The following is a 25,474-nucleotide window of genomic DNA, read 5'->3' as shown; positions in this document are numbered from 1 at the left end:
CGGCCCTCGGGGCCGCCATCGCTCTTGTTCAGTCCGTTAGTCGATCCATACCATTTGTGTGAAGGCACCATTGGCGGCTTCGTCCCACACTTCGACCCGCACCCATTTGCTTCCGGTAAGGGTAACAGGTAGTACAAACTTCTTTTTGCCGAAAGCCTCGGTATCGGCCAGTTCGATCTTTTCCCGTTTAGTCGTGTTGCCATCGCCGGAAATAATCTCCAGGTATCGAAGGGGGAATGTCCAGTTTACGTCGAGTACGATCTCCGCCTTACCATTGGACAGGTGTACTGTTTCACCCGCACGTTTACCATTGACCGTGAAGGTGGGCAATAGAATTTCTCCCGTGGTCACAAAGAACTTTCCTTGCTGCATAGCATCCAGCACGGGTTGCCAGCCATCTTTGAAGGATGGTAATTTATCCAGTTGCAGGTAGTTGACATTCAGGTGGGCATACACTTCGAAATGTGGCTCTATCTTAAAGAGGTCAGCCTCTGCGATCACGTGTTTGCGGTGGCCCCAGTTGGCCATATCATCCATCAGGTCGAGTATGCGCCGGTTGCCCAGGTAGTGTTGCGAAAGATCTGCCGGCATCGCCTTCCAGGCAGCACCGAAAAAGCGGTCCGACTTAAAGAACGGCTCTTCTTTGTATTTATCCGGGTAACCGGTAGAACCTTTCGTACGAGCATGGGCTGTCCAGGCCAGCCCTTTTTCCTGCTGCAGCAACTGCAGCATTTCTTCTGCGTTGGCGATGCGGTATACTTTGCCGTATTTCGGGTCCTGCTCTACGTAAGGCTCTTCTGGCTTACGCGACATGATCCAGTATACCGGCCGGGGGAAGAACTGCATCCAGTGACCACCAAAGAAATTATTGGGCTCTTCACCAGGCAACAGGAGGAAACTGGAATCCGACAGGCGTTCGCATTCGTCAAACAGGGTTTTAAGCTCCGGCAGCCTATCGGTGGCTGGTCCTTTGGGATGTCCTGGTCCATGGAATTCGCCCAGGTGCACCACATCGACACCGGTTTGCTTGAATACTTTGATAAAGTTGGGGGTTTCCGGAATGGGTTTATTGCCCAATACATCCTGCACATGTTCTATGTGAAAATGGCTGCTCATGGTTTTGTACCCTGGCAACGCGGGATAGCGATCATTGTGGGTAAAGCGTTTTACCGAAGCGAGTGTATTGGTCGCGTCTTTGGTACCGATGAGACAGAAAAAGTTGAGTTGTTGCCTGGTGCCGGGTGGCGCATTTAACCAGGGCACGAAGCGGCGATCACCCTGCAAATCTTGCCGGATACCGATGCCATATCCATCTACCATATTCCGGTACTGGTTGCCATGCCAGGTGAATTTCAGGTTGAAGGCTTCATCCAACGGATAGAAATATTGGTGTGGTGCAGGAAACACGGCGAGGTTGCCCGCTTTGCCGGTACCGATGATCGTACGGTATTTTACTTCCTGGTTCTTTGCCAATGCTACGGCTGCAGGCTGAATGCTGCGCAGGTTGTTGTCAACATCCGACCAACTGACCTTTTGCCATAGGGGGCCTTTACTCACCAACCCTGCATCGTACAGAATAGCCGTAGAATCGACCGCCGTACTCATGGTGGCCGATATATTGAACAGGGGACTTCCTTTGTATAAAGTAATCTCGAGGTACCCGGTGAAGGAGGCTGCCGATACCTGATCGATCAGGATGCTCGTACGCCCTGCGTGGCTGCTGGCGCGCACCGATTGCTTGGTGAATTGTACGGGGTAAGCCTGGTAAGGCTTATTGGGTACCCGGTCGAAGAAGATGTTCCAGCCATTCTGCGATACCAGGTCGCGCTTACCCACCGTGAGCACGAAGGCCGGATCGAGTCCCGCTGCCGCTTCGCGATACACGCCCTGACTGGTTAACTGTATGCTTTGGAACAAGGGCTGCCCTGTGGTAAGATCCAGCACCAACCGGGCCTTTTCATTACCGCCGGCGGGCCAGGTTACCTGCAACTGATTGTTGCGGGTAGTAATCACCGTGGAACTGTTTTTCTCCATGCCGGAGAGGTCGACGGGCAATTGAGCGTGCAGAATGCTATGGATAAGGCACAAAGCCAGTATGCTGATTCTTTTCATATGGTTGATTGCAAGTGCGGAATGAAGATAATTCATTCGCCCTTGCTGGCACAACGAAAAAGCTTGCTTGTGGAGTACAACCCTTGCCCGATGCGGGGCAACCGGTAAAAATGATACGATTCAGCGAAAGTATGAGCAGATATTGCCTGTCCGGCTGATGGATCTTGGGCAACATCAAGAGGTGATCAGGCGCCACGGTGCATCACGCACAAAAAGGGTACGTGCGATCGAAGCACGGTCAGTTAGACAGTCAGGCGCAACAGCGGCAGCTTAAGCTTAGGCTTCTTCGTCGTAATAGATCTTGTAGTATTTCTTGCCGGTCATGTCGTCGATACCTCTTTCGATGAGGTCACGGCGGCCGTGGATATAGATGTGGAAGTTCTTGTCGAGCTTCAATACTGTCTTAAACACTTTCTGTTGTTTCTTCACCGCAGAGAGGTGGATATCAAATTCGTCTTCTATTTCGAAATTCTTAGCGCTCTCAAAATTCTTCTTGAAGTCCATGAAGGAGTCGACTACTTCCTGGTGGTGGATCACTTCTTCGGCAAATTCCTGTAAATTGAACTGCTCCTTACTTTTGAAATAATCCATGGAGCGGTTGAGCAGGTCGATCTGGTCGCTTTTGCTCACATCGAATTTCTCGGCGTATTCGTTCGTGACAAAGCTTTTACAGAGACTGAGGTATTTATCGGTGTGGTGATAGCTGTCGGCGTAGGGTGTTACCTGCAGGAAGTCGGTGACCCAGTATTGGGTATCGTTCTGCTTGTTGGTACTGTCTACCACACAAACCTTGTAGCCATCTACCGTTGCGGTATTGAAGATCAGGCAGCCTTTATCGAGTTTGTTGATGTTAACGCCTTCTTCGTGGATCACTTCCCAGCTTTTGCCGTGTTGCATCACTTTGAGGAAGGTTTCCTTGGTCTCCGATTTAAAGATGCCAATGGCGCGTGTATGCTCCTGTTCAAACATCACCCGGTCGAAGAGCACGACGTACAGTTCCCCTTCTTTTACTTTGGCGTGGGTAGACTTGCTGTATAAGAACTGGGCGAGTAGTGCAGCCTGTGGCACGAAGGTGGTGGTGTCGTCGAATATTGTCCGTACATAGTTGTATACTTCATTCAATTCCACGTCACTCAGGTGCGTGAAATGAAAGAGCTCATTTTCATTGAATGCGCCCAGGAAGTATTTTGTGAGCAGCTTTTGTACGATCTCGTCGTTGAGGGTCAGGGGGTTCTCTGATAATTTCAGTTCCTCGCCACGTGAGGGATTACCCACTTTATGCACCATCACCTTCTGAAGCACTACATCGTCAAGTCCTGTCATAAACCGTTTTTTTCAGGCGGCGAAGATAAGGGGAAGGAGGGTTTTACCCACGGTTGAGTTATACACCATTTCCTGCCCGCAGTACCTGTACCGTCACCAGCAATTGTCCGGTATGGCGCATGGTGTGCTCGGCGGCGTGAAAAAGCAGGCCTAAAACGGTAGACGGCACCTGCTTGCGACCCACGCCGCGGGGTTCGGTGAGGGTGGCGGGATCGGTATGGCTGATGCGGGCCACCGCTCGTTCAATGGCTTTATCGAATTGCGCCAATAGCTGTAGCAGCGAAATACCTTCCGCGCGCTTGCCTTCTGCTGCGAGGTATTCCAGCTGCTGTGGTGACAATAACTGGCTATCTGCATAGGTAAATAACCGGTCGAGTACCCCTGCCATATGTTGCAGATGAAAAGCTGGCGACGCCACCCCGGCGGGCTGCTCCCACAGGAGCGTCTCGGGAAACCCTTGCATCAATTGGTGAATCTCTTCCCGGGCCTGCAATAAGGCATGGGCGGCAGGTTGTAACAGTGCCGGCACTCCTTCGAGGGGGCCACGCAGCCAGACTTCCGGTAATGGATGGGAGCTTGTCATGAAAGCAAGGTACGAAATACGTGGCCCCGTGGTGCCGGCAGTATGCACCCATTTGCATATGGCGCAGCGACACAAAAAAACGCCGCCGGGCCATTTATCAATCCCCTAAAGACCACGGGTCGGTGTAAAAAATATACAGTGCAGACCGTGTTCTCGACCGTTTGTCCCAAAAGGTGTTTCTACGCTCGGCAATACGGCAAAAAGGACCGACATTTAGGGTTAGCCACCATTAAAACCGACTGTTTCGTGAAGTTGAAGAATTGCTTATCGACCCTACTTATATTGCTTTTTTCTCATATCCTGTACGCCCAGTCTTCGAGCATCCGTTTGTCGGGCAAACTAACAGACAGTACCGGGACCGCCCTTCCTGCTGCGACAGTCATTTTGCAGAAAGCCGCCGATTCCTCCACCTACAAGATGACCAGTACCGACCAGACTGGTCAGTATGCCTTCGAAGACCTTATTGCCGGCAACTACCTGTTGTCTTTTACAGCTACAGGCTATACAGCTTTACGCATCGTGCTCCCTACCATATCATCCTCCCACAGTGTGGGCACTACCCGGCTCAGCCAGTCGGCCGATGTGCTGACGGGTGTCACGGTGACTGCGCGCAAGCCACTGGTAGAGTTGAGGCCCGATAAAACCGTCGTGAATGTAGACGCCGCGGTGACCAATGTCGGTGCCACTGCGCTTGAAGTACTGGAAAAATCGCCGGGGGTAACCGTCGATCGCAATGGCAGTATCAGTCTCAAGGGTAAAGCCAATGTGCTGATCCTGATGGATGGCAAACAAACTTACCTGGGCGCCGCCGAGCTGGCCAGCTTTCTGAACGGCCTGAGTGCTTCTCAACTGGATCAGATCGAGATCATGACCAACCCATCCGCCAAATACGATGCGGCTGGCAGTACGGGCATCATCAACATCAAAACCAAAAAGAACAAGGTAAAAGGGTTCAATGGTTCCCTCACCCTGGCTTATGGACAGGGCACTTATTATAAGAACAATAATAGTCTGCTGCTCAATTACCGCAATGGCAATTACAACCTGCACTTCAGCTACAGCACCAATATCAACAAGGCTTTCACCGATATTTATGCTTACCGGTGGTATTACCAGGCCGACAACAAGACCGTTACCAATCGATTTGAACAACCCACCTCCTTGCGTAGCCCGGTGGTTGCCCACAACCTGAGAACGGGTATCGACTATTACCTGGGCAAGAAAACAACGGTGGGACTTACTGTATCCGGCCTGCGTTCCAACCGGACCACGGAGGGATACAGCTATGGCGAATGGTTTAACCAGAACAACCAAACCGATTCGCTGATCACGACTACCAGCGACAATAAAAGTGTGTGGACCAATCTTGGCGCCAATATTTATGGCCGCCATGTATTTACCGATGGCAGGGAGCTCTCGGCCGACTTCGATTACCTCAGCTACGATATCGACAACAACCAGTATTACCAGAACGTATTGACCGGTAATAATCCTTATACCGATGGTTTGCGGGGCGAGCTGCCCTCCAAGCTGCACATTTTCTCGGGCAAGGTGGACTACAACCACCAATTGGGCAAGCATACCAAGCTGGAAACAGGCTGGAAAACTTCTTACGTAAAGACCGACAACCTGGCCCGCTATGAATTGCTGCACAGTGGCAACTGGAAACCTGATTACGACAAAACGAACCATTTCCTATATGATGAAACCATCCATGCTTTGTATGCGAATGCACAACAGGAAGTAGGCAAATGGAATTTGCAGGCGGGTCTCCGGTACGAACACACAGCGTATGATGCGAACCAGCTCGGCAATGTCATGCGCAAGGATTCTTCTTTCTCCCGGCAGTATGGCAGCTTCTTCCCTACTGGTTTTGCGAGCTACCAGGCTGATAGTGCCAATACCTTTTCAGTAAGTGCCGGCAGGCGGATCGATCGCCCGGCCTTCTCGAAACTGAACCCCTTCGTGTTTGTCATCAACAAGTATACTTATCAAACCGGTAATCCTTATTACCAACCGCAGTTTACGTGGAACTTCGAGTTCAGCCATATGTTCAAGCAGGCATTGATCACCACGCTCTCGTACAGTGTGACCAATGACTACTTCTCGCAGATCTTTTTCTCCGATACCAATGGATTGATCATCTATACCGAAGGCAACCTCGGCAAAGCAGAGAACTATGGGTTATCAGTGAGCTCGCAGGTAGCGTTGGCTCCCTGGTGGTCTCTATCGGCACAGGCCAACCTCAACCACAAGAAAATAAACGGTGTGGTGGTGAAGTCCTTGTCGGCCAGCATCACCCAGCTATACCTGAACATCAATAACCAGTTTCGTTTTGGCAAAGGCTGGAATGGCGAAATTTCCGGTTATTATATGACCAGGGCGCAGAATGACCTGCAGGAAGTGCTGGACCCCACGGGGCAATTATCAGCTGGTGTATCCAAACAAATACTTAAGAACAAGGGCACCCTTAAATTCAGTGTACGCGATATCCTCTATACCCAGGTAATGGCGGGGTGGACCGATTTTCAACAATCGAGAGAATATTTCAAACTGACGCGCGACAGTCGCGTGGCAACACTATCCTTCACCTGGCGCTTCGGTAAGCCGATCAAAGGCAATAGCCGTAAAACGGGCAGCTCTTCCGACGAGATCAAGGAACGGGTGGGTGGTAACTAGTGCGGCGGCCCATGCTGTTATCAGGCAGGCTCAGTTTGGGCATGTAATGACACAGTGTTCTACTGCGCAGGTTCGGGCTGCTCACTAATCAGCCCAATCGATCGGGCATGTTCGGCGGCCTCCCCACTACCAGTAAACAGAAAGGTATGGATACCGGCCTCCTTCGCCATAGCAAGTGTTTGCCGGGCATACTTCTCCTGGCCCGGTCGCACGTTGCGAATATAAATAGCAAATATCTTTTCGGGGTTCTTGGCTGCAATGGCCGTATAGATATCGGGATCGTGTTGTGAGTTATCACCGATCAATACAAATTGTTGTTTGGGAAAAGCATCCAGGATACGGGCTATCCGCAAGAGCTTACCGGTATGTTTGGTTTTACCGGTTTGGAATAACTGGAACCATTTCTTAACCTGGTTCAGCAGAAAGATCCCTTCCGGTATTTTGTTATAGGCGAAGAACTCTGTCAGGTAGTCGTACAAATTCCATTCACTGCTCGATACATAAAAAAATGGATTGGGGGTAGCGTCATTAGTTTGGGCGTACGCCAGTTGCTGGTACCAATCAGCCACTTTCTCAAACTGCTTGCGGGTACGGGGATTTCGCGTCAGCAACTCGCGCAACCTTCTGAATTTTGTCGCCGAATAGGACACCATGACCGTATCATCGATATCAGATATGAATACATATTGTGTAGAATGGGGTACATATACTTTTCCTTCACCGTATCCTTCTTCCTGCCCTTGCTCATTGATGTAAGCTACTTGCACAGGATGCCAGCCCGCCGACAATTCGCGAACCGACTCCCACTCGAATTTAAAGAAACCGTCATCTTCCGAGATCGTTTCCAATACCTGGTCATCCCATTTCAGGCGCAGCTTTACGCGGGGGATCGGTTGCACAAAAAACAGCTTCAACAAGTGGATGATATTGACCAGCATCCGTTTGGTAAATTGTTTTTGTACGGGTGGCTGCCGCCGGAATACATGGCCGTACAACACCAGGTTATGCGTGTGACCGTAGCCATGATATACTTTAACGTTTACATGTCCCATGCGCTGATATTTGTCAAGACCATTCCTGGCTTGTGGTAACATATTTGCATGATGGTTGGTATGGAATCAAATGGCATCGTAAAACTCCTATTTATTGTGAACCATCGTTCTGGCACCGGGTCGCTCGACTGGCGCCTGACTATTGAACAATATTACCGCGAATCTGTACATGCAGCGGAAGTTTATGAGTTGCCCGAACAATGCGATATCAACGAAATAAAACAAAAAATCCATGCCAGTGGCGCGCAACGGGTGATTGCCGTTGGGGGCGATGGCACCCTGAAACTGGTCGCCTCCCTGCTGGCGGGCACGGGTATTCCGATGGGCGTGATACCAGCCGGCTCGGCCAACGGCATGGCCAAAGAGCTGGGCATACCTACGGATGCCGAAGCAGCCTTGCAGGTAGCTACGGAAGGATTGGTCACCCGCATCGACGCCATACGGGTCAATGGGGAGTTGTGCATTCATCTGTCGGATATCGGGTTTAATGCCTTTATCATTAAGACCTTTGAATCGATGAACCGGCGTGGTATGTGGGGCTATATCAAGGCCGCCTGGCATGTACTGTGGCGCAACCGGAAGATGCAGGTAAAGATCGAGACCGACAACCATTTTGTGACCCGGGAAGCCGCGATGATCGTATTGGCCAATGCGAGCCGGTATGGTACCGGTGCCGTGATCAATCCCGAGGGAAAACTGAATGATGGCTTTTTCGAGATCGTGGTGTTGAAAAAGATCGCATTGGGAGAGATCTTCAAAATGATGGTATCGCACAGACCTTATGACCCTACGAAAACGGAGGTCTTTAAAACCAGGTCGGTAACGGTGCAATCGAAGCACAAAACCCATTTCCAGGTGGATGGTGAATACCTGGGCAAGGTGCATTCATTAGAGGCGGCCATCGAACCGCATGCCTTGTCCATCATTGTACCGGTAGAAAATAATTAACGGGCGTATCAATCTACATCGAGACAACTATCCCGCAGCATTTTCATATACGTATATCCCTTATCGCGGGCAAAGTGAATATTATCGGCGGGAATGCTATCGGGATCGGGATACTTTTTCAAGGCAGCTTCTATACTGGCCTCGCGCAGCAGGTGTAACATGGGATACACGGACCGATTGGTGAAATTGGCGGCATCATCTGCCGGGGCACCGGCAAACCTGTACTGGGGGTGAAAGCTGGCGACCTGGTACACGCCTTCATATCCTTTCTTTTTCAGTAATTGTTCGGCCATGGCCACGAGATCGAGGTATTCCTCAAAATCTGCGAAGGCTATTGGAAAGATCAGGAGGGTCGTTTCCGTGTCGGGCTCCATATCGAGCCGTTTGCAAGCTTCCAGCAGGATGGACAAGGAATCGTCGGTACGGGTAGCCGTCACTACTTCGTAGCGTACACTGTTGCGCTTCACTTCGCGGGCAGCAAACGGACAAAAGTTACAGCCTATGACCACATCCTTTACCCATTTACGGGTTTGTTCAATAATCTGTTCGGTAGACAGTTCCATCGGCGCAAAGGTATCGCAAAATACCTTCCAGCGGGAGGGTGGTTTAACAACCGCCCCAACCTAAGATCCAGTAAATGAGCGCAAATACGATGATGGTACCCAGGCAACCGCCGCCCCATTTGTAGGCGGCATAACCGGCGATGAGTGTTCGCAACCAATCTCTCATGTTGTGTTGTTTGGGGCAACTGGTTAAAAAACCATGCCACCTGCTATTGGCCCATCCCGCCTCCTCGCCTCCCGCTGGGCGCAGCTTTGTCTTCCTGCATCGGACATGCCCGCAGCCTGGTCAATCGCCTACCATCGCGAGGATCGTTTCATTGGAAATAGCATAGTCTGTCAGGAGATTGGCCGGTGTGTAGAAAAGCACCTGACCAAAGGCAGGTTGATAGCCCGGCACCTGGGTAAGGTCAATGCGGGGGCGCTTAAACCGGATATAGTCGACTTCCAGTTGCAAATCGGCGGGGGTATCCACCACTCTTTCGTTGAATATTTTGGGATCGGTCTTCATCGATGGCGGAATCGCATTCCAGCAGCTGTAGGCATTGAGCCCCACCTGCAATGGCCCCATCATGACGGGACGGTAAAAACGCTCCAGTATTTGCCAGCGCTGCCCCTCATAGCGGGCCATCAGTACAAACGCTGCTTCCAGTCGCACAATGCGCAATTCGACCCAGCCTGCTTTGGCTGGCCGCAATTTAAGATTGGACAAACTGTTATTGGTCGTCTTCACTTCAAATACTGGCAGGTTTGTTTGCTCGGCTACACCTGTGGTAATGAATAACCAGTTTTCCTGCCTGGGTTGCCAACTGTTTCTATCGGTCCGCTTAGGCTGCCGCACCATGAGCCCCGCCAGTGACCAGTCGATGGTGGGCAGCTCAGTGCCCTTACCACTTACCTTCAGGCGGGCACGCACATCGAAATTGCCCGTGAGGGTTTTGAACAGGAAGGGAGCCTGGTTATCGGCATACCAGCCCGAGGCTTTGGGTTGTAGTTTCAGCTTTCCTTCTTTCACGGCGAGCAATCCTATCTTATCGGGAAATCCTTCCACGTCATGAAAGCGCTTCCACTGTACGAGGGAAGCTTCATCGGAGAACTCATCGGATAGTTGTTCGATATCAGCCTGCGCCGAAGCATGTATACTGCCCAGCAGCAAGAGGAATGACCATAGTTGTTTCATATACCCTGACGGTTTAAGTACCGGTAATTTAAAAAGAGGAGGAGGACAGGAAGGTCAGGCATCGACGAAGCGCTGTACCAGCCGACGACGGCGCGGCAGGATACGATGAATTAAGCGGCTAGTATAGGTATCATGGACAGCGACACTGATGATGGTTTCCGGAAGAATAGCCGGACGATTGTCTAACAATATGTCAAAATAATTGCTTTAACGCTTTGATAAGCCAGAGGCCGGTACTTTTAAAGAAACTATCCGTATGTGGAGAATTATACCTGTGTTAGCCATCGTGGCCATCGCCTCCTGCCGGGTGCAACAGCCGTTGTATTCAAAACCTTCCGAGAATAATGGCACCTACCGCGTGCAATACCTGTTCGAGCACGAGGGATGCAAGGTGTACCGGTTTTACGATATGGGCAATTATGTCTACTTCACCAATTGCCCCGGAGAAGCGATTGCCAAAACCGATAGTACCTCGCTGATCAACCGTACACAACTGGCATCAAAAGATCTTCATTCCCGTGTTCATCAGCAGTGAATAAGCCACCAGGAAAACGAGGAAGAAGGAAAGTGACAAGGCAAAGTATTTGAGTACTGGTCTGCCATTGCGTTTAAATGGCAACAGGAAAAGTGTGTAAAATAACAGACTGATCAGGGCTACTACAAAATTGGCGGTAACAAAAATAGCCGTGAAGACAACGGTGAAAACGGCGGGCTCGATCACAATGCCGGAGAATACACCATACAAGGCGCCCATCACCGCACCGATCAATACAAACCAGCTGGCATAGACCACGCCTTTCTTCAAGTGTATCCAGAAGTATTGTCGTACGGGAATGCTTTGCAACATGGCACCTACGGTGGCATTGGGAACCGCTGCTGGGGCCGCCGCGGACGGTTCACCCACCATAGGTTGATCACCTGCGGCGGCCTGCTGGGCTGCCCGTTGGGCTTTCTTCGAATCACTCTTCCGTTGCTTCTTGTACCGGGGCCACCAGATGATAAAACCAGTGATGAAAAGGACCAGGGGCATGAGCCCCGCGAGTAAGGCAACGATCTGCGTTGGTCGACCACCAAAGCTGCCGTAGTGTATCGGCGTTACCCAACTGAGGTAACCATTGCCAACATTGGGAAAATCGGTCCGGCTGTTCAGCAATACTTTTCCGGTATACTGATCAATGATCAGCATTTCGCGTTTGCCGGATTTGGGCAAGCCAGGCGACACCAGATCGAGCCGGTAGTTGCTGCTACTATCAGTAGGCAGGGCCAACCCACCCACCCTGTTCTCAGGCATGGCGCGCTTGCCGATGGCCACGACCGAATCCAACGACAAAGGTGTTGCCCCTGGTGTGTATTCGGATTTGGCACCCAGCACCTGGGCAACGCCCTGGGGCGACCGGCCGCTGAGCAGGAACAACAGCGGTACCACCAGTAAGGAGAAAGTAATGCAAACACCTGTCAGCGACAAGAGGGCCACGACCGGCGCGCTATAAAAACCAAGCACATTGTGCCAGTCATAATTTTGTCGCTTGAAACTGGTCTTGAAATTGACGGTCAATACCGACTTGAGCAGTTTCCACTTTTGCGGTATCCACAAGCGCAGACCAGTGATCGTCAGGATCAGCAGGATCAGGGTGGAGATGCCTACGATATACCTTCCGGCAGCTGGTATCAATAAGGTGCGGTGTATCTCCGTGACAATATGCACAAAGGAACTCTCGTGAATACGCTTTCCACTCAGTGCGCCCGTATAGGGATTGATAAAGAACTCCTCTTCTGTCTTGAAATTAAAGGCCTGATAAGCTGCATTGGCGTTGGTATCGAGCGCCATGATGTAATCTATCTGCAGGTGGGGATATTGCTGTCGTACCATGGGCACGATCTTCTCCACAGGTATTTTATGTTGCTGCTCCATCACCACAAACAACTCCTTGTTGAGGGCGCGGTCGATCTCATCCTGAAATACCAGTATGCTGCCGGTAACGCCCACAATGGCCACGATAAGGCCTGCAATAATGCCAAGGTACAAATGCCATTTGCCAAACCAGCGTTGCTGGTGCCGGGCCCATTGGAGGGATTTGCGCTTTTTCGTCATACGGGAGCATAGGTATATACAAACCAAAACACACCAGGTGGGGCTGGTGCGTTCTAGGTGCTTCTTGTCAATAACAAATTATGCTTCCACAGTAAGGAAGCTAATGATCCATACGGAGACAAAAGTATCCCCTATGATTATAATAGACTTTTGAAAGCAGGAAAACCGGGTTACGAGATTGGAAACTTAGCGAGACTGCTGGAATCTGCCAGGTAGAAGTAACGAATAGCCCTCCATTGATCAATTACCAGCAGCCGCCGGCTTTGCGATAAAATACAATATTCGGCGTACATTGGCTTACAATCTTACTTACTTTTACTGCTCTCATTCGCTACTATGCACAGGATATTATTACCATTGGTTTTATTGATCGGTTGTCAGGCGCTCACCGCCCAGCAGCGGCTACGTGACTACGGTGTACGACCAGGTGTAATGGCCACCGGAACCTGGAATGCCATTACAGATGTGCCCGGCGTGAAGGTAGGGCATACCACGATCCTGCGCGGCGATTCGGTACGTACGGGGGTAACAGCCATCCTGCCTTACGATGGTAATATCTTCCAGCAAAAGGTGCCGGCAGCCATCTACACCGGCAACGGGTTTGGCAAACTCGCCGGCAGTACCCAGGTACAGGAATTGGGCAACCTGGAAACACCCATCGTATTGACGAATACCCTCAGTGTGGCCACGGCCATGCAGGCTGTCATCAATTATACGCTACAACAAAAAGGAAACGAGAACGCACAATCCGTCAATGCGGTGGTGGGCGAAACCAACGATGGCTGGCTCAACGATATCCGTGGTCAACATGTAACGCAGGCGGATGTACTGACTGCCATCCGCCAGGCAGATACAGGAGTCGTCAAGGAAGGTTGTGTAGGTGCCGGCACAGGTACCACCTGCTTCGGTTTCAAGGGGGGCATCGGTACTGCCTCACGCAAACTGCCCGCCAGCCTGGGAGGCTTCACCGTGGGCGTGCTGGTACAAACCAATTTTGGCGGCGTGCTGGAAGTCGACGGCGTACCATTGGGGAAAGAACTCAAAAAATTCAGCTTCAGCGACCAGCTGCTCAATAATGTGGATGGTTCCTGTATGATCGTGGTAGCCACCGACGCCCCCATCGACGCACGTAACCTACAGCGGTTGGCCAAACGGGCCTTTATGGGGCTCGCGCAAACCGGCGGTATTGCCTCCAATGGCAGTGGAGACTATATCATCGCTTTCTCCACTGCAGCAGGTAACCGCATTCCGCACAATGCTGCCGGCCCCTCTCAGACATATACCCTGTTAAATAATGATGCAGTAACACCGGTCTTCCTGGCAGCTATCGAAGCAACCGAAGAGGCCATTCTCAACTCCTTGTTCACGGCTACTACTACCAGTGGTTTCCGCGGACATGCGGTGGAGGCTTTGCCCGTTAAACAGGTCGTGGAATTGCTCAAAAAAAATCATCGCATTCAACGCTAAAATATGCTATACGCGATCGTCAACCATACTTTGCTCCCGGCAGAAGAAGCCACCCTCCGGGTTCAGGACCTGTCTATACAAAGGGGCTATGGCGTCTTTGATTTCTTCAAAACGATTCAGGGCAAACCAGTGTTTCTGGAAGATCACCTCGATCGATTTTACCAATCAGCCTCCCTGTTGCAGTTGCCGGTAAGTTATTCGAGGCAGGCATTGAAGCAACTCATCTTCCAACTGATGGAGCGCAATCAATTGCCCGATTCCGGTATCCGGATCACGCTGACTGGTGGCTATGCTGCGGATGGCTTCACTATCGCCACGCCCAACCTGATCATCACCCAGCAACCCGTGTCCATCGACCGACAGCTGCAGGCCACCGGTATCCACCTGGCCACGTATCCCCACCAACGCCAGCTACCAGCGGCCAAGAGCATCGACTACCTCATGGCCATCTGGCTACAGGGTTTTGTTCAGCAACAAGAGGCACAGGATGTATTGTATCACCAGGACGGCCGGGTGACCGAATGTCCGCGTTCCAATTTCTTCATCGTAACACAAGACCCAAAAGTCGTTACACCCTCCCATCGTATTCTGCAGGGCGTGATCCGCAAACAGGTACTCCAGCTGGCCGAAGAACAATACGTGGTCGAAGAAAGGGAAGTTACCCTCGATGATATCTACAAGGCCCGGGAGGCCTTTGTTACCAGTACTACCAAAAACATACTGCCGGTGGTCAGGTTCGACGGACAGGTGATCGGCACCGGCCAACCCGGCCAGGTTACAAAAGATCTCTCTGACCGGTTAGAGCAGCTCATTAGCAATCATATCGCTTGAGTATCACGTGACTAAATGCTAATGCGCAACCTGCTGCATCCCCTGGTGTCGCTGATCTTAACAATCCCTTCAGAAAATAAGCCCCGCAATATTTGGAAACACCATATACCGATCGGTATATTTGCATCATGAAGTTCACGCCACGATCAGAAGAGACCCGTCAGTTCATCATTGAATCCACCGCTGCGGTATTCAATACGAAAGGATATGCGGGTACTTCGCTGTCTGATCTTACAGAGGCTACCCAACTCACCAAGGGTAGTATTTATGGGAATTTCGAGAACAAAGAAGAAGTGGCCTTAGCCGTATTTGATTACACCATTGCACACCGCGATAAGATCATTGCGAAGGCACAGCAAAAGTCAGTTACCAATAAAGACAAACTATTGGCCTATGTGGCCATTTTCGGAAGCGAGCACAGCGGTGATTTCATCAAGGGGGGCTGCCCACTGTTGAATGCCGGAACAGAAGCTGACGATACCTTCGAGCCACTGCGCAAAAAAGTAAATAAGGCGATCATCGACTGGAAAAAAGAGATCGAATCAATTCTCCAGGCTGGTATTGCCGCTAAGGAGTTCAATAAAAACATACTTCCCGAAAAGACGGCGCTGTCCATCATGGCCCTGATAGAAGGAGGTATTCTGCTGAGCAAGACCACCAACAAACCTGCCTACCTGAATACGGTACTGGACAGTGTAAAAGATATGATCGATGCGATCAGCCGGGAATAAGGTCCTTTTTTTTGCACATTCATATACCGATTGGTATATAACATTATATAACAAGTACAAAATTTACAATCATGAAACTTAGTAAGAACACAGTATTGATCACCGGCGGTAGTGCCGGTATAGGATTTGCCATTGCCCAAAAACTGACAGCACAGGGTAACAAAGTGATTATTACCGGCCGTAACCGCGAACGCCTGGACAAAGCCCTGGCCCAATTGCCCCAGGCAACGGGTATTGTATCCGATGTAGCGGATGAGCAGGATGTACGTAGTCTGGTAACCAGGCTGGAAAAGGAATTTCCGGACCTGAATGTAGTGATCAACAATGCCGGCCGTGCTATTTTGTATTCGCTGGCCGATAGCAAAGCCAATGCCTATAGCAATGCGGCCGATGAACTGCACACCAACTACCTGTCGGTGATCAGGCTCAACGAACTGTTGCTGCCCCTGCTGCAACGACAACCCGACGCCTCTATCGTCAACGTTTCTTCGATCGTTGCTTTTGCGCCCAATGCTTCCCTCTCTTCGTATGGCGCCAGTAAGGCGGCCCTGCACTCCTATTCCCAATCGCTACGCATCGCCTTGCAAGACACCAATATCAAGGTATTTGAATTGATGCCCCCGCTCGTCGATACTGAATTCTCGCAGGAGATCGGTGGCAGCAAAGGCATTCCTGCCGCGGCCGTGGCAGACGCCCTGTTGGATGCCTTCCGGAATAACACCTTTGAAATTCATGTAGGCGGTACCGCCGATTTCTATAAACTCTACCTTTCTTCTCCTGAGTTGGCGTTACAAACGATCAACGCGCGGGTTGGATAAGGAGATCATTGTGCAGGGGACATCGATAAGAGGGCTGTTTCCCCTTCAATAAAAACGTAGGTCAAGAAAATGCTTACATTTAAGGATGAGAACACTCATCCTTTTTTTATTGATTGCCTGTACCACACAGGTCGTGGCGCAACCCTTGAAAGTGGCTGTTGCCGGCATTGCCCATGGTCACTCGGCCTGGATATTGGGATACAAAGACAAACAGGCGATTGAACTGGCGGGTGTTTGTGAAAAGGATACCGCCCTGGCGGGCAAGTCGGCCCGACGCTACAACCTGCCTACAGATATCTTCTATACCGATCTCGGAAAAATGCTGGATGCGGTTAAGCCGGAAGCGGTGCTTGCGTTTGGCTCCATTTATAGTCACCTGGAAGTGGTGGAAGCCTGTGCGCCCCGGGGCATTCATGTCATGGTAGAGAAACCACTGGCGGTGAGTGTGGCCCATGCCCGCAAGATGGATTCACTGGCCCGTAAATACAAGATCCACCTGCTGACGAATTATGAAACCAGCTGGTACCCATCTGTGGCCAAAACTTTTCAACTGGCACTCGACAGCAGCTTTACCGGTCAGGTGCGCAAGACAGTGATCCATGATGGCCACCAGGGGCCCAAAGAGATCGGCTGCGGACCCGAATTTCTCGCCTGGCTGACAGATCCGGTATTGAATGGTGCAGGGGCGCTGGTAGATTTCGGTTGTTATGGAGCCAACCTGATGACACACCTGATGCGTGGCCAACAGCCGATTGCCGTTACGGCCGTCACCCGGCAGTACAAGCCATTATTGTATCCGAAGGTAGATGATGATGCTACGATCATTGTAGACTATCCCGACGCACAGTGTATTATCCAGGCCTCCTGGAACTGGCCGTACAACCGGAAAGACATGGAGGTATATGGTGACAAGGGATACATTTTTGCACCAGATAGCAAACGGATGGTATTAAGACAAGGCAATAAAGTCACGGAACGCGTAATTACCGCACAGGATATCCCGGTATACGAAGATCCTTTTAAATACCTGGCCGCTGTAGTACACGGCAAGATACAAGTGGCTCCTGACGGCTTGTATGCTTTACCCAACAATGTAACTGTCGTGAAAATTCTGGAGGCCGCCAAGACCTCCGCCAGGACGGGTAAAAAAGTGCTGTTGAAATAAGAATAGACTAAAACTTTCCGAATAGTCCCACCATTTCACCATTGGTAAGCACGGTTGTTTCGGTACTATTTTCTTTATGGAGGGTGCAGTTGAATTGCATCTTGACCTTCAGTCCGTAAATACCCGTTGGATCACGTATCTCTTCTATGCTGACGATCTTGAAGCTACTGCCGGAGGGCTGAACTGTTGTGGCATGGAAGGAGGACCATTTTACACCACTTTTATCGACCCAGTCAATAATCACCCCGTTGCCGTTTTGATAGGCGTTAGTCGCGGGCGGGGCATAGGGATAGGTGTTGACGGCAAAGAAATCCTTGAACTGTGCTTCGGTGGCCGTGTTGTAGTTTTTAAAAATTCCCTTGTCGATGTACATTTCAGTAGAACCTGCTGGCAATGGTGAGGTCAGGTGTTCGATGGATGCATTTAAACTGACATCATTACTCCCACTCACGCCCGAAAGGGCCACATAGTCATTAGTAACTGTTACCGTTTCCGTGTAGTTTACGCCCCCAATGGTAGCCTTGTAGTAGGTGTCGCCCTGCGGATCAGTACCGGTTGTGCTCACCTGAATGTCGAAGCTGCAATCGATACCGCCTATCTTAAGGGGAAAACTGGTTGTACCCGCTGCAGCCGGTGTACCGCTTGCCACCAGGGCAATCAGCTGATCGCCCGGTGTATCGAAGATCCCTGATCCTGCAAACGAAAATCCATTCACCGGAGCTGTCTTATACGTCCACGTGCCGGGAGTCGTCACATTCACTGTGATCATCACCAGCTCGGCAATGGTCGTCGCTTTTCCAACTATATAAGTACCTGGTGTGCTGGCATCCGAACAATCGTTACCGGATGGTACGAGCGTAAAAACCGCAGTGCCGCCTAGTTCTGCATCTTTACCGGCTTCAAACGACTGCTCTTTCTTACAGCTTACTATAAAAAAAATGGATAATATGAGCAGGTATACGCTCCAGGCTTGCCTGGGCAAAGGGGTAATACGCATGCGAATGGAATTTGCGTTAAAAATAGCGATTAAAATCAATTGTGGTTGAATGCTTAATTTTGGCCTCCCGGGAGCCAATGCTCCTTGTTACCATCATGCATTTACTATCAGTATCCGGTATTACGAGAAAAGACGAAAGAGGGTTTGAACTCAAAGACATTAGTTTTACACAGGAGAAATTTGAAAAGATCGCGATAGCCGGACAAACAGGGTCGGGCAAAAGCACCTTGCTGAAGATCATTGCCGGCCTGGCAGAATCGCAAAGTGGTATTGTCCACTTTGAACAAAAAAAGATATTGGGTCCTGCCGATAAACTGATCCCTGGCCATCCGGGCATCGTGTACCTGTCCCAGCATTTTGAATTGCCCAATAACCTGCGGGTGGAGCAGGTACTTGAATATGCCAATTTACTGAGTGACGAGGCGGGGGCCACCTTGTATGAGGTTTGCCAGATCGACCACCTGCTGAAGCGTCGAACCAATCAACTCTCGGGAGGAGAAAAGCAGCGGATTGCCCTGGCCAAATTGCTCATCACTTCTCCCCGGTTATTGTTGCTAGACGAGCCGTTCTCTAATACCGATATGGTACACAAAAAGCTGCTGAAAAGGGTGATCAGTGATATCAGCAGTAAACTGAAGATCTCCTGTATCATGGTTTCGCATGATCCGCTGGACAGTCTTTCCTGGGCCGACAAGATACTGGTGATGAAAGATGGGCAAGTGATCCAGCAAGGCACGCCGCAGGCACTTTACCGCCAACCTGCCTCAGAATACACAGCCGGCCTTTTTGGCAATTACACCCTACTGAATGCCGCCGCCGGCAAAACGCTGATCGGCGATGGGGATGCCTCAACAGGTAAATCGGGTAAGAAACTACTCATCCGCCCTGAAGACATCATCATTTCCACCACATCCAATGCGGGTGCTGAAGCCACCGTGAAGGAGATATTATATTACGGAGGGTATTACGAAGTGGAGCTTGCTATGGGCAAAAGCAGGGTAACAGCCAGAACCATCGACAATACCGTGAGTAAGGGAGATAACGTATACTTATCCCTGGCATCAGCCGATCGGTGGTATTTATAAAGAAGGAGCGCTGCCGGCCGGCAGCGCTCCGGAAGAATCAATTTCCGGTTATCTTTTTGACAATTGCTTTCACTTCTGCCAACAACAACGGGAAGGCAGGCTCTGCCATACCGCCGTGGTCATAACCCTGTAATTCGTACAAACGCGTGTCTTTATGGCCAGCCAGCTTCATCATGCGGTTGAGGTAGGCATTCTCTTCATACCTGCCCAGCAACTCTTTTTCCCGATCGCCGGTGATCAGCAACATCGGGGGCGCATCGGGCCTTACATGATACAGCGGAGCGTATTGATCGATCGTTGGCTGTAATTCTTTTATCCCCTGCTCTTTGCGCACTGTAAAATGGGTAATCACCTGACCGCTGAAGGGAATGACCCCCGCGATGGTATTGGCATCGATGCTGTACTTCGCCAGGTATTTCTTGTCCAACGTGATCATCATATTGAGGTATCCACCAGCAGAGTGACCAGATAAAAAGACCAGTTTGGTACTTCCGCCATACTGCGCAATATGCTGGTACACCCAGGCTACCGCTGCCGCAGCATCTTCGATATAAGCTGGCGCATTCACTTTGGGTGATAAACGATATCCAACGGCCACTACCGCATAGCCTTTTTCCATCAGTGCTTTGGGAATGGATTTACTTCCCCCCGTAATGCCGCCGCCGTGAAACCATACAATGGTGGCAAAATTCGTCGCCCCTTTGGGATAATACACATCCAGTTTGCATTGCGAAGCAATATAGCTGTCTTTACTACTGATAGAGGAGGCATAGTAAGGCAGGTCTTTCTCGGTTACATATTGTTGCTGGGCATTGGCTCTGGCGCAAAAGAGTACGATTAAAAAAAAGAACAGTTTCTTCATGTTTTATTATTTGTGTAGATCTCCTTTCAGGTATTTGAGACCGGAATCGACGATGATGGTCACCACTTTTTTACCAGCACCCAGTTTTCTTGCCTCCTGCAAGGCGGCCCACACATTCGCACCAGACGTAATACCGCCAAATATTCCTTCCTCCTTGGCCAGGCGCCGGGCAATGGCAAAAGCATCTTCATCCGTTACCGGAATCACGCCATCTATCAGGTCGGTACGCACATTACCGGGAATGGTACAGGTTCCTATACCTTCCAGCCTGTGCGAGCCGTTCTTCGTTCCCTCCGACAATACACGCACATTCATCGGCTCCACGGCGATGCAACGAATCGCGCTATTGGCCGCTTTGAACGCTTCAGCATTTCCCGAAAAACTGCCACCGGTACCTACTCCGGTAATGAACGCATCAATATCAGTTCCCAATACCTCCATAATCTCCCTGGCCATGGCATGATAGGCGTTGCGGTTGTCTGGATTATTGAACTGGTCGGTCCAGAAGGTATTCGGTTGCTTACGCAGTTCCTGCACTTTGGCCCGCATCCATTCAAACAGGGGAGTCGTGATCTTTCCGTTTTCACTCGGTACAATATCGAGATAAGCGCCAAATGCGCGAATGGTTTGTAGTTTCTCTTCAGAGAATGCATCCGACGACACAAAATGAGCTTTGTATCCTTTCCTGGCGCAGACCATGGCCAGCGAACTCCCGGTACTACCACCGGTAAACTCCACGACCCTGCCGCCAGGTGTCAGTTCTCCCCGCTTCTCCGCTCCTTCAATCATCGATAGGGCCATCCGGTCTTTCATGCTACCCGTTGGGTTGGCTCCTTCGTATTTAACGTAAATGTCGGCACAACCTGGTTCTACCAGGTGTTCCAGTTTGATCAGTGGGGTGTTTCCAATTGCATTCATGGCTATGAATTATTAACGGTACAAAATAAAAAAGGGTGTACCTGTGGAGATACACCCTTCAATAATAAACAATTTATTAGAAACTGAGCTTACAACCAATCTGCACCTGGTAGGGATCGCCTGAAGGAGCGATTACACCTGCTGTGTTCACTGCATAGTTGAAGCGTCTGTTGGCAGCATCGAAACCTTTGCCAGCATACAGGGTTTGCGAACCCAGTGTTTTGTATGCGCCCTCGCCTTTCTTCAGGAAGTTGGCGAAGTTGAAGATATCAGCCGACAATTCCACCGCATAAGGCTTGGTTTTGGAGAGGCTGAATTTCTTGCTCAGGCGTACATCAAATACACCGTAGAAGCCATTGACACCACCATTGCGCTCGGCGAAAGTGCCCTGGTATTTAGTGATATAATCCTTGATGCTTTGGCTGGCTGCGGGATTATCCAGGATGGCCTGCAGACCTTTTGCCACATCAGCAGAGGTTTCCCCGCCCTTGATATTATAGATATAAGCCAGGTCATTGGTGCCAACAAAATCGGCGTTGCTGTTTACACCCGAAGTCAGGGTATAACGTGTACCACCGATACCAGAGTAGCGCACACCGAGGTTAAAGCCCCAGAGCGTTGGCGAAGTTGCATAGAAAACCACCTTATGACGGAACTGGTTGTCGGAGTAAGTAACCAGGCTCAGGTCACGGGGGTCATCCTTTACAGGCAGCGACAATGTTGAGGTGTTGGCTACGTTACCGTTGAAGGAGATATTATCCTTGGTATCGTTCCAGGTATAGCTGATAGACACTTCACCATCTTTGAAATAGTTCCAGTTCGCATCAGCCACTACCGCAAACTGATTTACTTTGCCGTCGCTGTTCAGTTCGAGTACACGCCCCAGCTTGTTGCTGATACGGCCGTTTAACCAGTCACCATTGCCACTGGCAGGCATCTTATCGAGCGGAATGTACACACCACGATTGCCTTCGGCAGTCATTCTGAAATAAGGATCTTTCACCATATTACGATCTACATAGTCGTAGTTGTTACGGCCTAGTGTCACATATCCGGTAACACCTACTTTCAAACGTTCGGTGATGAAACGGGAGTAAGACAGGTTGGCTTTATACACTACCGGCACTTTTACATCGGGACCGTTCATATTGATGGTAGGAACCTGGAAAGCTGCCAAAGTAGGCGCAGATCCTGGGTTGTTGCGGTATCCTACGAAATCTGCTACAGGTAGGTTCGGGGCACGCACGTCAACGGTGCCAAAATGCTTCCCGTCGAAGGTCAGGTTATTGATCACCATGTAGTTGTTCAGATCAGAAGCAAATACGCCGGCACCAAAACGGATATAGTCCGTGTGCTTTTCATTTACATCCCAGGTAAATTGTACGCGGGGCTGTACAATGAAAGAAGCCAGCTTGTTGTCGGTGCGCAGGCCGAGCTCATCAAATACCAGCTGGTTGAAAGTTGGTGTAGGATAATGTGCATAATCCAGGCGCAGACCCAATGTCATATCCATTCCTTTGGCGAGCTTGGTTTGCATCTGACCATAAGCACCCAGGTTGAGGATGTTGGAAACCACACTTGGGTCAGCCATTAAAGGTACTTCCCGGAAATAGCGGTAAGGCTTGTTGTTGAGGAAATTCTGGATACTGTCGTAGTGGAAACGACCATTCACCTCACTACCGTAGGAGGAGCGGCCATGGGTATACATGAAGTCGACCCCGAAAGTATAACGAACTGCATTGGTATTGTAATACAGGTTATTCACTAACTGGAACACGTTGTTCTTGAACCACTCTTGTGCAAATCGGTGACCACCGATCTGGATCGTAGTAGTTCTGTTAGCACCATTGATATTGGATACTACACGCTCGATTTGCGCTCTGGGGATATTGGTTGAAGGCAATGCATCACCCGGCTCGCTGCTTTGGTAAGTATACAGGTGCTGCACTTTCAGTTCGTTTGTCAAACGAGAGTTGATGGAAGAACGCAGCGTAACGAGGAAGCTGTTGTCGAGGTTGAAATCGTTACCGGCAGATTCGTACAAGTTAATCGCACTATTGTCGATCAGCCCCAGTTTATTGACATCGTTGGTAAAATTATTACGAATAGTCAACAGGTTCCTCGGGTTGAGTTGCCAGTCGAGGCGTAGGAAGGCAGCATCTGAATTACGTTTCTTATCGAAAGCGCCGTATTGGGGCTGTGATTTGGACACACCATATTTATCACGGGCAATCTTAACGATCGAGTCGAGGATCACGCGGGTAACGTTGAAGCGGTTCTCATCCACCGGTGTTTGCACGTCGGCAATCACCAGGGAACGCAGGTCCTGCTGGTGATCCCAGGCCAGGAAGAAGTGCAGTTTATCCTTGATGATGGGGCCACCCAGGGTGAATCCATACTGATAGGTTGAGTAGTTGTTGCTTCTTTTGTTACCACGAATGTCATAAGGGCTGGCCAACCAATCGGCGCGACCGTACCCGAATACGGAACCGGTCAGCGTATTGGTTCCCGACTTCGTTACCGCACTCACGGTACCACCGCCGGCGCGTCCGTAGGTAACATCATATTGATTGGTAACTACTTTGAATTCACGAACCGCTTCGATCGAGATGCTGTAAGGAGCACCGCTACGGCTGGTGGTAGCACCAGCTGAAGTCGGGTTCTTGGCATTCATACCATCGATAGAATAGTTGGTAGAAGAGCCTAATTGGCCAGACAGGTTACCGCCGCGGCTCAGGGGCGAGAGGTCCATCAGGTTGGAGAAGTTACGACCATTGATGGGCATTCGTGTCATCAGCCGAGCAGAGATGGCTGTGGCAGCACCCAGGTTTTCCACCTTCCCCTTGGAACGATTGGCAGTCGCGCTGACCGTTACGGCCGCAATCTCCTGGGCAGCATTCTTCAGGTCGAAATTCACGGTGATCACATCACCCTGGCTCAGGTTGTAGCCGGGCTTTTTTTGCTCACCATACCCTACGAAACTTACACGTACTGTATAAGGACCGCCGAGGGGTAATTCCTTGAATACGAAATCGCCTTTTGCGTTGGTAAGAGTAGTGGCATTGAATCCTGTTGATTCGTTCTTAACGATTACGCTTGCGTTGGCCAGGGGCTTCTTGTCGGCGTCGGTCACCTTTCCGATAAAAGAAGCCTGGGTTGTTTGAGCATAACTGTAAGATAAAGAAGAGATAAGAACAAATAGAAATGTAACTAAATTGAGTAGTCGTTTCGGCATTTTCCCAGTTATTAGGCGCCGAAAGTAGATGTGCAGTATTTCCTGAATGTTAAATTCCGGCCCTGGCGAATTAACATTTTGTTGCGTTTTGTGGCCAAGTGGGGCAGTCCGATATTATCAAAAAATAGTATCTTCAAAAGCAGGTCGCGCCGAACAAAAGCGGCAGCTTGCAGTTATTTTCTGGACAAACGGACTTAAACTTATTTACACATGAAACATGGACTTTGGGTGTTGGTAATGCTCTTCTCATTACCGGTTTTTGCGCAACAAACGGTTTTCCAAGATTTTCAAAAGATCAATACGCAGGCAGAGGCACAAAAGTTTATCGACTCACGCCCCGAATTGAAACCTACACTTCTTAAACTATCGGCAGGAAAAGATACGTCGCTGATCGAAAAACGCTTACTGCGGCAGAATAAAGGCGATGTATTCTCAGTGGGTTATGTAACCTATAAGGTACTGGAAGCGGCGCAGTCCGTGAAATACCGAGCGCAATATGTTTTCCTGGATGGTGGTTCCCTGTCTCCCGCCCAGGTCGACAGCATAAAAAAGATTATTGTGCAGAAAGCGAATTCCGGTGTTCCTTTCGCCAAGCTGTCTGATGAGTATACCATGGATGGTAACACGACCAAAGGTGATACAGACTGGTTCTTTGGTGAACTGATGTTCCCGAAAGAATTCCAGGATGCGGTAGCTGCCCACAAAAAAGATGAGATCTTCTTTGTAGATGTGTCAGACAAAGGCTGGCACTATATCATCAAGAAAACGTACGATGATGACCTGAAGAAGGATATCGTGGTATTGAGAGCCAACGGTAGATAAAGCAGTTTTGAAAA

The 25,474-nt window shown here is 50.2% G+C and carries 22 protein-coding genes; 10 read left to right on the top strand and 12 right to left on the bottom strand.

Translation table 11 applies throughout. The annotated features are described in order from the left end of the window. Window positions 1-36 precede the first annotated feature (36 nt). The 3 genes from P2W70_RS04150 to P2W70_RS04140 all read right to left on the bottom strand — a co-directional run bounded on the left by P2W70_RS04150 (window position 37) and on the right by P2W70_RS04140 (window position 4,018). Window positions 37-2,112 carry a CehA/McbA family metallohydrolase domain-containing protein gene (locus tag P2W70_RS04150; RefSeq protein ID WP_276480159.1) on the bottom strand — a complete coding sequence of 692 codons (2,076 nt, stop codon included), beginning with the start codon at window positions 2,110-2,112 and terminating at the stop codon, window positions 37-39. A gap of 276 nt (window positions 2,113-2,388) precedes the next feature. Continuing rightward, window positions 2,389-3,435: a nucleoid-associated protein gene (locus tag P2W70_RS04145; protein ID WP_276480158.1), complete on the bottom strand. Its 1,047-nt coding sequence runs from the start codon at window positions 3,433-3,435 to the stop codon at window positions 2,389-2,391. Between the two features lie 58 nt (window positions 3,436-3,493). Then, entirely contained in the window at window positions 3,494-4,018 is a 525-nt protein-coding gene (locus tag P2W70_RS04140; RefSeq protein WP_276480157.1) for a DinB family protein, read from the bottom strand. A 246-nt stretch (window positions 4,019-4,264) separates the two neighbouring features. Here P2W70_RS04140 and P2W70_RS04135 point away from each other — a divergent pair, with 246 nt between their 5' ends. After that, entirely contained in the window at window positions 4,265-6,697 is a 2,433-nt protein-coding gene (locus P2W70_RS04135) for an outer membrane beta-barrel protein (protein WP_276480156.1), read from the top strand. 59 nt (window positions 6,698-6,756) lie between these two features. Here P2W70_RS04135 and P2W70_RS04130 read toward each other — a convergent pair whose 3' ends face one another. Beyond that, window positions 6,757-7,749, bottom strand: a complete 993-nt coding sequence (locus P2W70_RS04130) for an App1 family protein (protein ID WP_276480155.1) — start codon at window positions 7,747-7,749, stop codon at window positions 6,757-6,759. A gap of 48 nt (window positions 7,750-7,797) precedes the next feature. Between P2W70_RS04130 and P2W70_RS04125 the strand changes: the two genes are divergently transcribed. Further along, on the top strand, window positions 7,798-8,697 hold the full coding sequence (locus tag P2W70_RS04125) for a diacylglycerol/lipid kinase family protein (RefSeq protein WP_338119799.1): 900 nt from the start codon (window positions 7,798-7,800) through the stop codon (window positions 8,695-8,697). A gap of 8 nt (window positions 8,698-8,705) precedes the next feature. Here the strand turns inward: P2W70_RS04125 and P2W70_RS04120 are convergent, their stop codons facing one another. The 3 genes from P2W70_RS04120 to P2W70_RS04110 form a co-directional block, all read right to left on the bottom strand. Beyond that, on the bottom strand, window positions 8,706-9,260 hold the full coding sequence (locus tag P2W70_RS04120; RefSeq protein ID WP_276480154.1) for a DUF1415 domain-containing protein: 555 nt from the start codon (window positions 9,258-9,260) through the stop codon (window positions 8,706-8,708). Between the two features lie 43 nt (window positions 9,261-9,303). Then, complete coding sequence (locus tag P2W70_RS04115) at window positions 9,304-9,426, bottom strand: hypothetical protein (protein WP_276480153.1); 123 nt, start codon at window positions 9,424-9,426, stop codon at window positions 9,304-9,306. Window positions 9,427-9,546: 120 nt separating this feature from the next. Continuing rightward, a complete protein-coding gene (locus P2W70_RS04110; RefSeq protein ID WP_276480152.1) occupies window positions 9,547-10,437 on the bottom strand; it encodes a DUF1349 domain-containing protein in 891 nt (296 codons plus the stop codon). A 256-nt stretch (window positions 10,438-10,693) separates the two neighbouring features. On the opposite strand from P2W70_RS04110, the gene P2W70_RS04105 reads away from it, so the two are divergent. Next, window positions 10,694-10,972, top strand: coding sequence for a DUF4884 domain-containing protein (locus tag P2W70_RS04105; protein ID WP_276480151.1), 279 nt, complete (start codon window positions 10,694-10,696; stop codon window positions 10,970-10,972). Here the strand turns inward: P2W70_RS04105 and P2W70_RS04100 are convergent. Further along, window positions 10,937-12,529: a PepSY-associated TM helix domain-containing protein gene (locus P2W70_RS04100; RefSeq protein WP_276480150.1), complete on the bottom strand. Its 1,593-nt coding sequence runs from the start codon at window positions 12,527-12,529 to the stop codon at window positions 10,937-10,939. The genes P2W70_RS04105 and P2W70_RS04100 overlap by 36 nt on opposite strands. Window positions 12,530-12,865: 336 nt before the next feature. On the opposite strand from P2W70_RS04100, the gene P2W70_RS04095 reads away from it, so the two are divergent. The 5 genes from P2W70_RS04095 (at window position 12,866) to P2W70_RS04075 (ending at window position 17,541) form a co-directional block, all read left to right on the top strand. After that, on the top strand, window positions 12,866-13,996 hold the full coding sequence (locus P2W70_RS04095) for a DmpA family aminopeptidase (RefSeq protein WP_276480149.1): 1,131 nt from the start codon (window positions 12,866-12,868) through the stop codon (window positions 13,994-13,996). 3 nt (window positions 13,997-13,999) lie between these two features. Then, window positions 14,000-14,827 (top strand): aminotransferase class IV, encoded by an 828-nt coding sequence (locus P2W70_RS04090; RefSeq protein WP_276480148.1) that lies wholly within the window; start codon window positions 14,000-14,002, stop codon window positions 14,825-14,827. Window positions 14,828-14,955: 128 nt separating this feature from the next. Next, a complete protein-coding gene (locus P2W70_RS04085) occupies window positions 14,956-15,558 on the top strand; it encodes a TetR/AcrR family transcriptional regulator (protein ID WP_276480147.1) in 603 nt (200 codons plus the stop codon). A 71-nt stretch (window positions 15,559-15,629) separates the two neighbouring features. Further along, a complete protein-coding gene (locus P2W70_RS04080; RefSeq protein WP_276480146.1) occupies window positions 15,630-16,376 on the top strand; it encodes an SDR family oxidoreductase in 747 nt (248 codons plus the stop codon). Between the two features lie 85 nt (window positions 16,377-16,461). Next, window positions 16,462-17,541 carry a Gfo/Idh/MocA family protein gene (locus P2W70_RS04075; RefSeq protein ID WP_276480145.1) on the top strand — a complete coding sequence of 360 codons (1,080 nt, stop codon included), beginning with the start codon at window positions 16,462-16,464 and terminating at the stop codon, window positions 17,539-17,541. Between the two features lie 7 nt (window positions 17,542-17,548). Here P2W70_RS04075 and P2W70_RS04070 read toward each other — a convergent pair whose 3' ends face one another. Then, window positions 17,549-18,538 (bottom strand): hypothetical protein, encoded by a 990-nt coding sequence (locus P2W70_RS04070; protein WP_276480144.1) that lies wholly within the window; start codon window positions 18,536-18,538, stop codon window positions 17,549-17,551. 95 nt (window positions 18,539-18,633) lie between these two features. Between P2W70_RS04070 and P2W70_RS04065 the strand changes: the two genes are divergently transcribed. Continuing rightward, window positions 18,634-19,623 carry an ABC transporter ATP-binding protein gene (locus P2W70_RS04065; protein ID WP_276480143.1) on the top strand — a complete coding sequence of 330 codons (990 nt, stop codon included), beginning with the start codon at window positions 18,634-18,636 and terminating at the stop codon, window positions 19,621-19,623. Window positions 19,624-19,660: 37 nt separating this feature from the next. On the opposite strand, the gene P2W70_RS04060 is transcribed toward P2W70_RS04065, so the two are convergent. The 3 genes from P2W70_RS04060 to P2W70_RS04050 all read right to left on the bottom strand — a co-directional run bounded on the left by P2W70_RS04060 (window position 19,661) and on the right by P2W70_RS04050 (window position 24,638). Then, window positions 19,661-20,485: an alpha/beta hydrolase gene (locus tag P2W70_RS04060; protein ID WP_276480142.1), complete on the bottom strand. Its 825-nt coding sequence runs from the start codon at window positions 20,483-20,485 to the stop codon at window positions 19,661-19,663. Between the two features lie 6 nt (window positions 20,486-20,491). Continuing rightward, the gene (locus tag P2W70_RS04055) at window positions 20,492-21,403 is read right to left on the bottom strand and encodes a PLP-dependent cysteine synthase family protein (RefSeq protein WP_276480141.1); all 912 of its coding nucleotides are present in this window, start codon (window positions 21,401-21,403) and stop codon (window positions 20,492-20,494) included. 76 nt (window positions 21,404-21,479) lie between these two features. Then, the gene (locus tag P2W70_RS04050) at window positions 21,480-24,638 is read right to left on the bottom strand and encodes a TonB-dependent receptor (RefSeq protein WP_276480140.1); all 3,159 of its coding nucleotides are present in this window, start codon (window positions 24,636-24,638) and stop codon (window positions 21,480-21,482) included. 210 nt (window positions 24,639-24,848) lie between these two features. Here P2W70_RS04050 and P2W70_RS04045 point away from each other — a divergent pair, with 210 nt between their 5' ends. Continuing rightward, entirely contained in the window at window positions 24,849-25,460 is a 612-nt protein-coding gene (locus tag P2W70_RS04045) for a peptidylprolyl isomerase (RefSeq protein ID WP_276480139.1), read from the top strand. Window positions 25,461-25,474 lie beyond the last annotated feature (14 nt).

The sequence above is a fragment of the Paraflavitalea pollutisoli genome (assembly GCF_029360705.1).
In the GTDB taxonomy this organism is placed as follows: Bacteria; Bacteroidota; Bacteroidia; order Chitinophagales; family Chitinophagaceae; genus Paraflavitalea; species Paraflavitalea pollutisoli.
The sequence above is the reverse complement of the archived record's forward strand: the minus strand, read 5'-3'. Positions and strand labels throughout refer to the sequence as shown.

Coding starts and splice junctions, on each gene's coding strand:
- P2W70_RS04055 (WP_276480141.1), bottom strand. CDS start 21,403: ATGAATGCAATTGGAAACACCCCACTGATCAAACTGGAACACCTGGTA.
- P2W70_RS04070 (WP_276480144.1), bottom strand. CDS start 18,538: ATGCGTATTACCCCTTTGCCCAGGCAAGCCTGGAGCGTATACCTGCTC.
- P2W70_RS04100 (WP_276480150.1), bottom strand. CDS start 12,529: ATGACGAAAAAGCGCAAATCCCTCCAATGGGCCCGGCACCAGCAACGC.
- P2W70_RS04125 (WP_338119799.1), top strand. CDS start 7,798: ATGATGGTTGGTATGGAATCAAATGGCATCGTAAAACTCCTATTTATT.
- P2W70_RS04045 (WP_276480139.1), top strand. CDS start 24,849: ATGAAACATGGACTTTGGGTGTTGGTAATGCTCTTCTCATTACCGGTT.
- P2W70_RS04060 (WP_276480142.1), bottom strand. CDS start 20,485: ATGAAGAAACTGTTCTTTTTTTTAATCGTACTCTTTTGCGCCAGAGCC.
- P2W70_RS04150 (WP_276480159.1), bottom strand. CDS start 2,112: ATGAAAAGAATCAGCATACTGGCTTTGTGCCTTATCCATAGCATTCTG.
- P2W70_RS04085 (WP_276480147.1), top strand. CDS start 14,956: ATGAAGTTCACGCCACGATCAGAAGAGACCCGTCAGTTCATCATTGAA.
- P2W70_RS04105 (WP_276480151.1), top strand. CDS start 10,694: ATGTGGAGAATTATACCTGTGTTAGCCATCGTGGCCATCGCCTCCTGC.
- P2W70_RS04095 (WP_276480149.1), top strand. CDS start 12,866: ATGCACAGGATATTATTACCATTGGTTTTATTGATCGGTTGTCAGGCG.
- P2W70_RS04090 (WP_276480148.1), top strand. CDS start 14,000: ATGCTATACGCGATCGTCAACCATACTTTGCTCCCGGCAGAAGAAGCC.
- P2W70_RS04110 (WP_276480152.1), bottom strand. CDS start 10,437: ATGAAACAACTATGGTCATTCCTCTTGCTGCTGGGCAGTATACATGCT.
- P2W70_RS04120 (WP_276480154.1), bottom strand. CDS start 9,260: ATGGAACTGTCTACCGAACAGATTATTGAACAAACCCGTAAATGGGTA.
- P2W70_RS04080 (WP_276480146.1), top strand. CDS start 15,630: ATGAAACTTAGTAAGAACACAGTATTGATCACCGGCGGTAGTGCCGGT.
- P2W70_RS04145 (WP_276480158.1), bottom strand. CDS start 3,435: ATGACAGGACTTGACGATGTAGTGCTTCAGAAGGTGATGGTGCATAAA.
- P2W70_RS04050 (WP_276480140.1), bottom strand. CDS start 24,638: ATGCCGAAACGACTACTCAATTTAGTTACATTTCTATTTGTTCTTATC.
- P2W70_RS04140 (WP_276480157.1), bottom strand. CDS start 4,018: ATGACAAGCTCCCATCCATTACCGGAAGTCTGGCTGCGTGGCCCCCTC.
- P2W70_RS04115 (WP_276480153.1), bottom strand. CDS start 9,426: ATGAGAGATTGGTTGCGAACACTCATCGCCGGTTATGCCGCCTACAAA.
- P2W70_RS04130 (WP_276480155.1), bottom strand. CDS start 7,749: ATGGGACATGTAAACGTTAAAGTATATCATGGCTACGGTCACACGCAT.
- P2W70_RS04065 (WP_276480143.1), top strand. CDS start 18,634: ATGCATTTACTATCAGTATCCGGTATTACGAGAAAAGACGAAAGAGGG.
- P2W70_RS04075 (WP_276480145.1), top strand. CDS start 16,462: ATGAGAACACTCATCCTTTTTTTATTGATTGCCTGTACCACACAGGTC.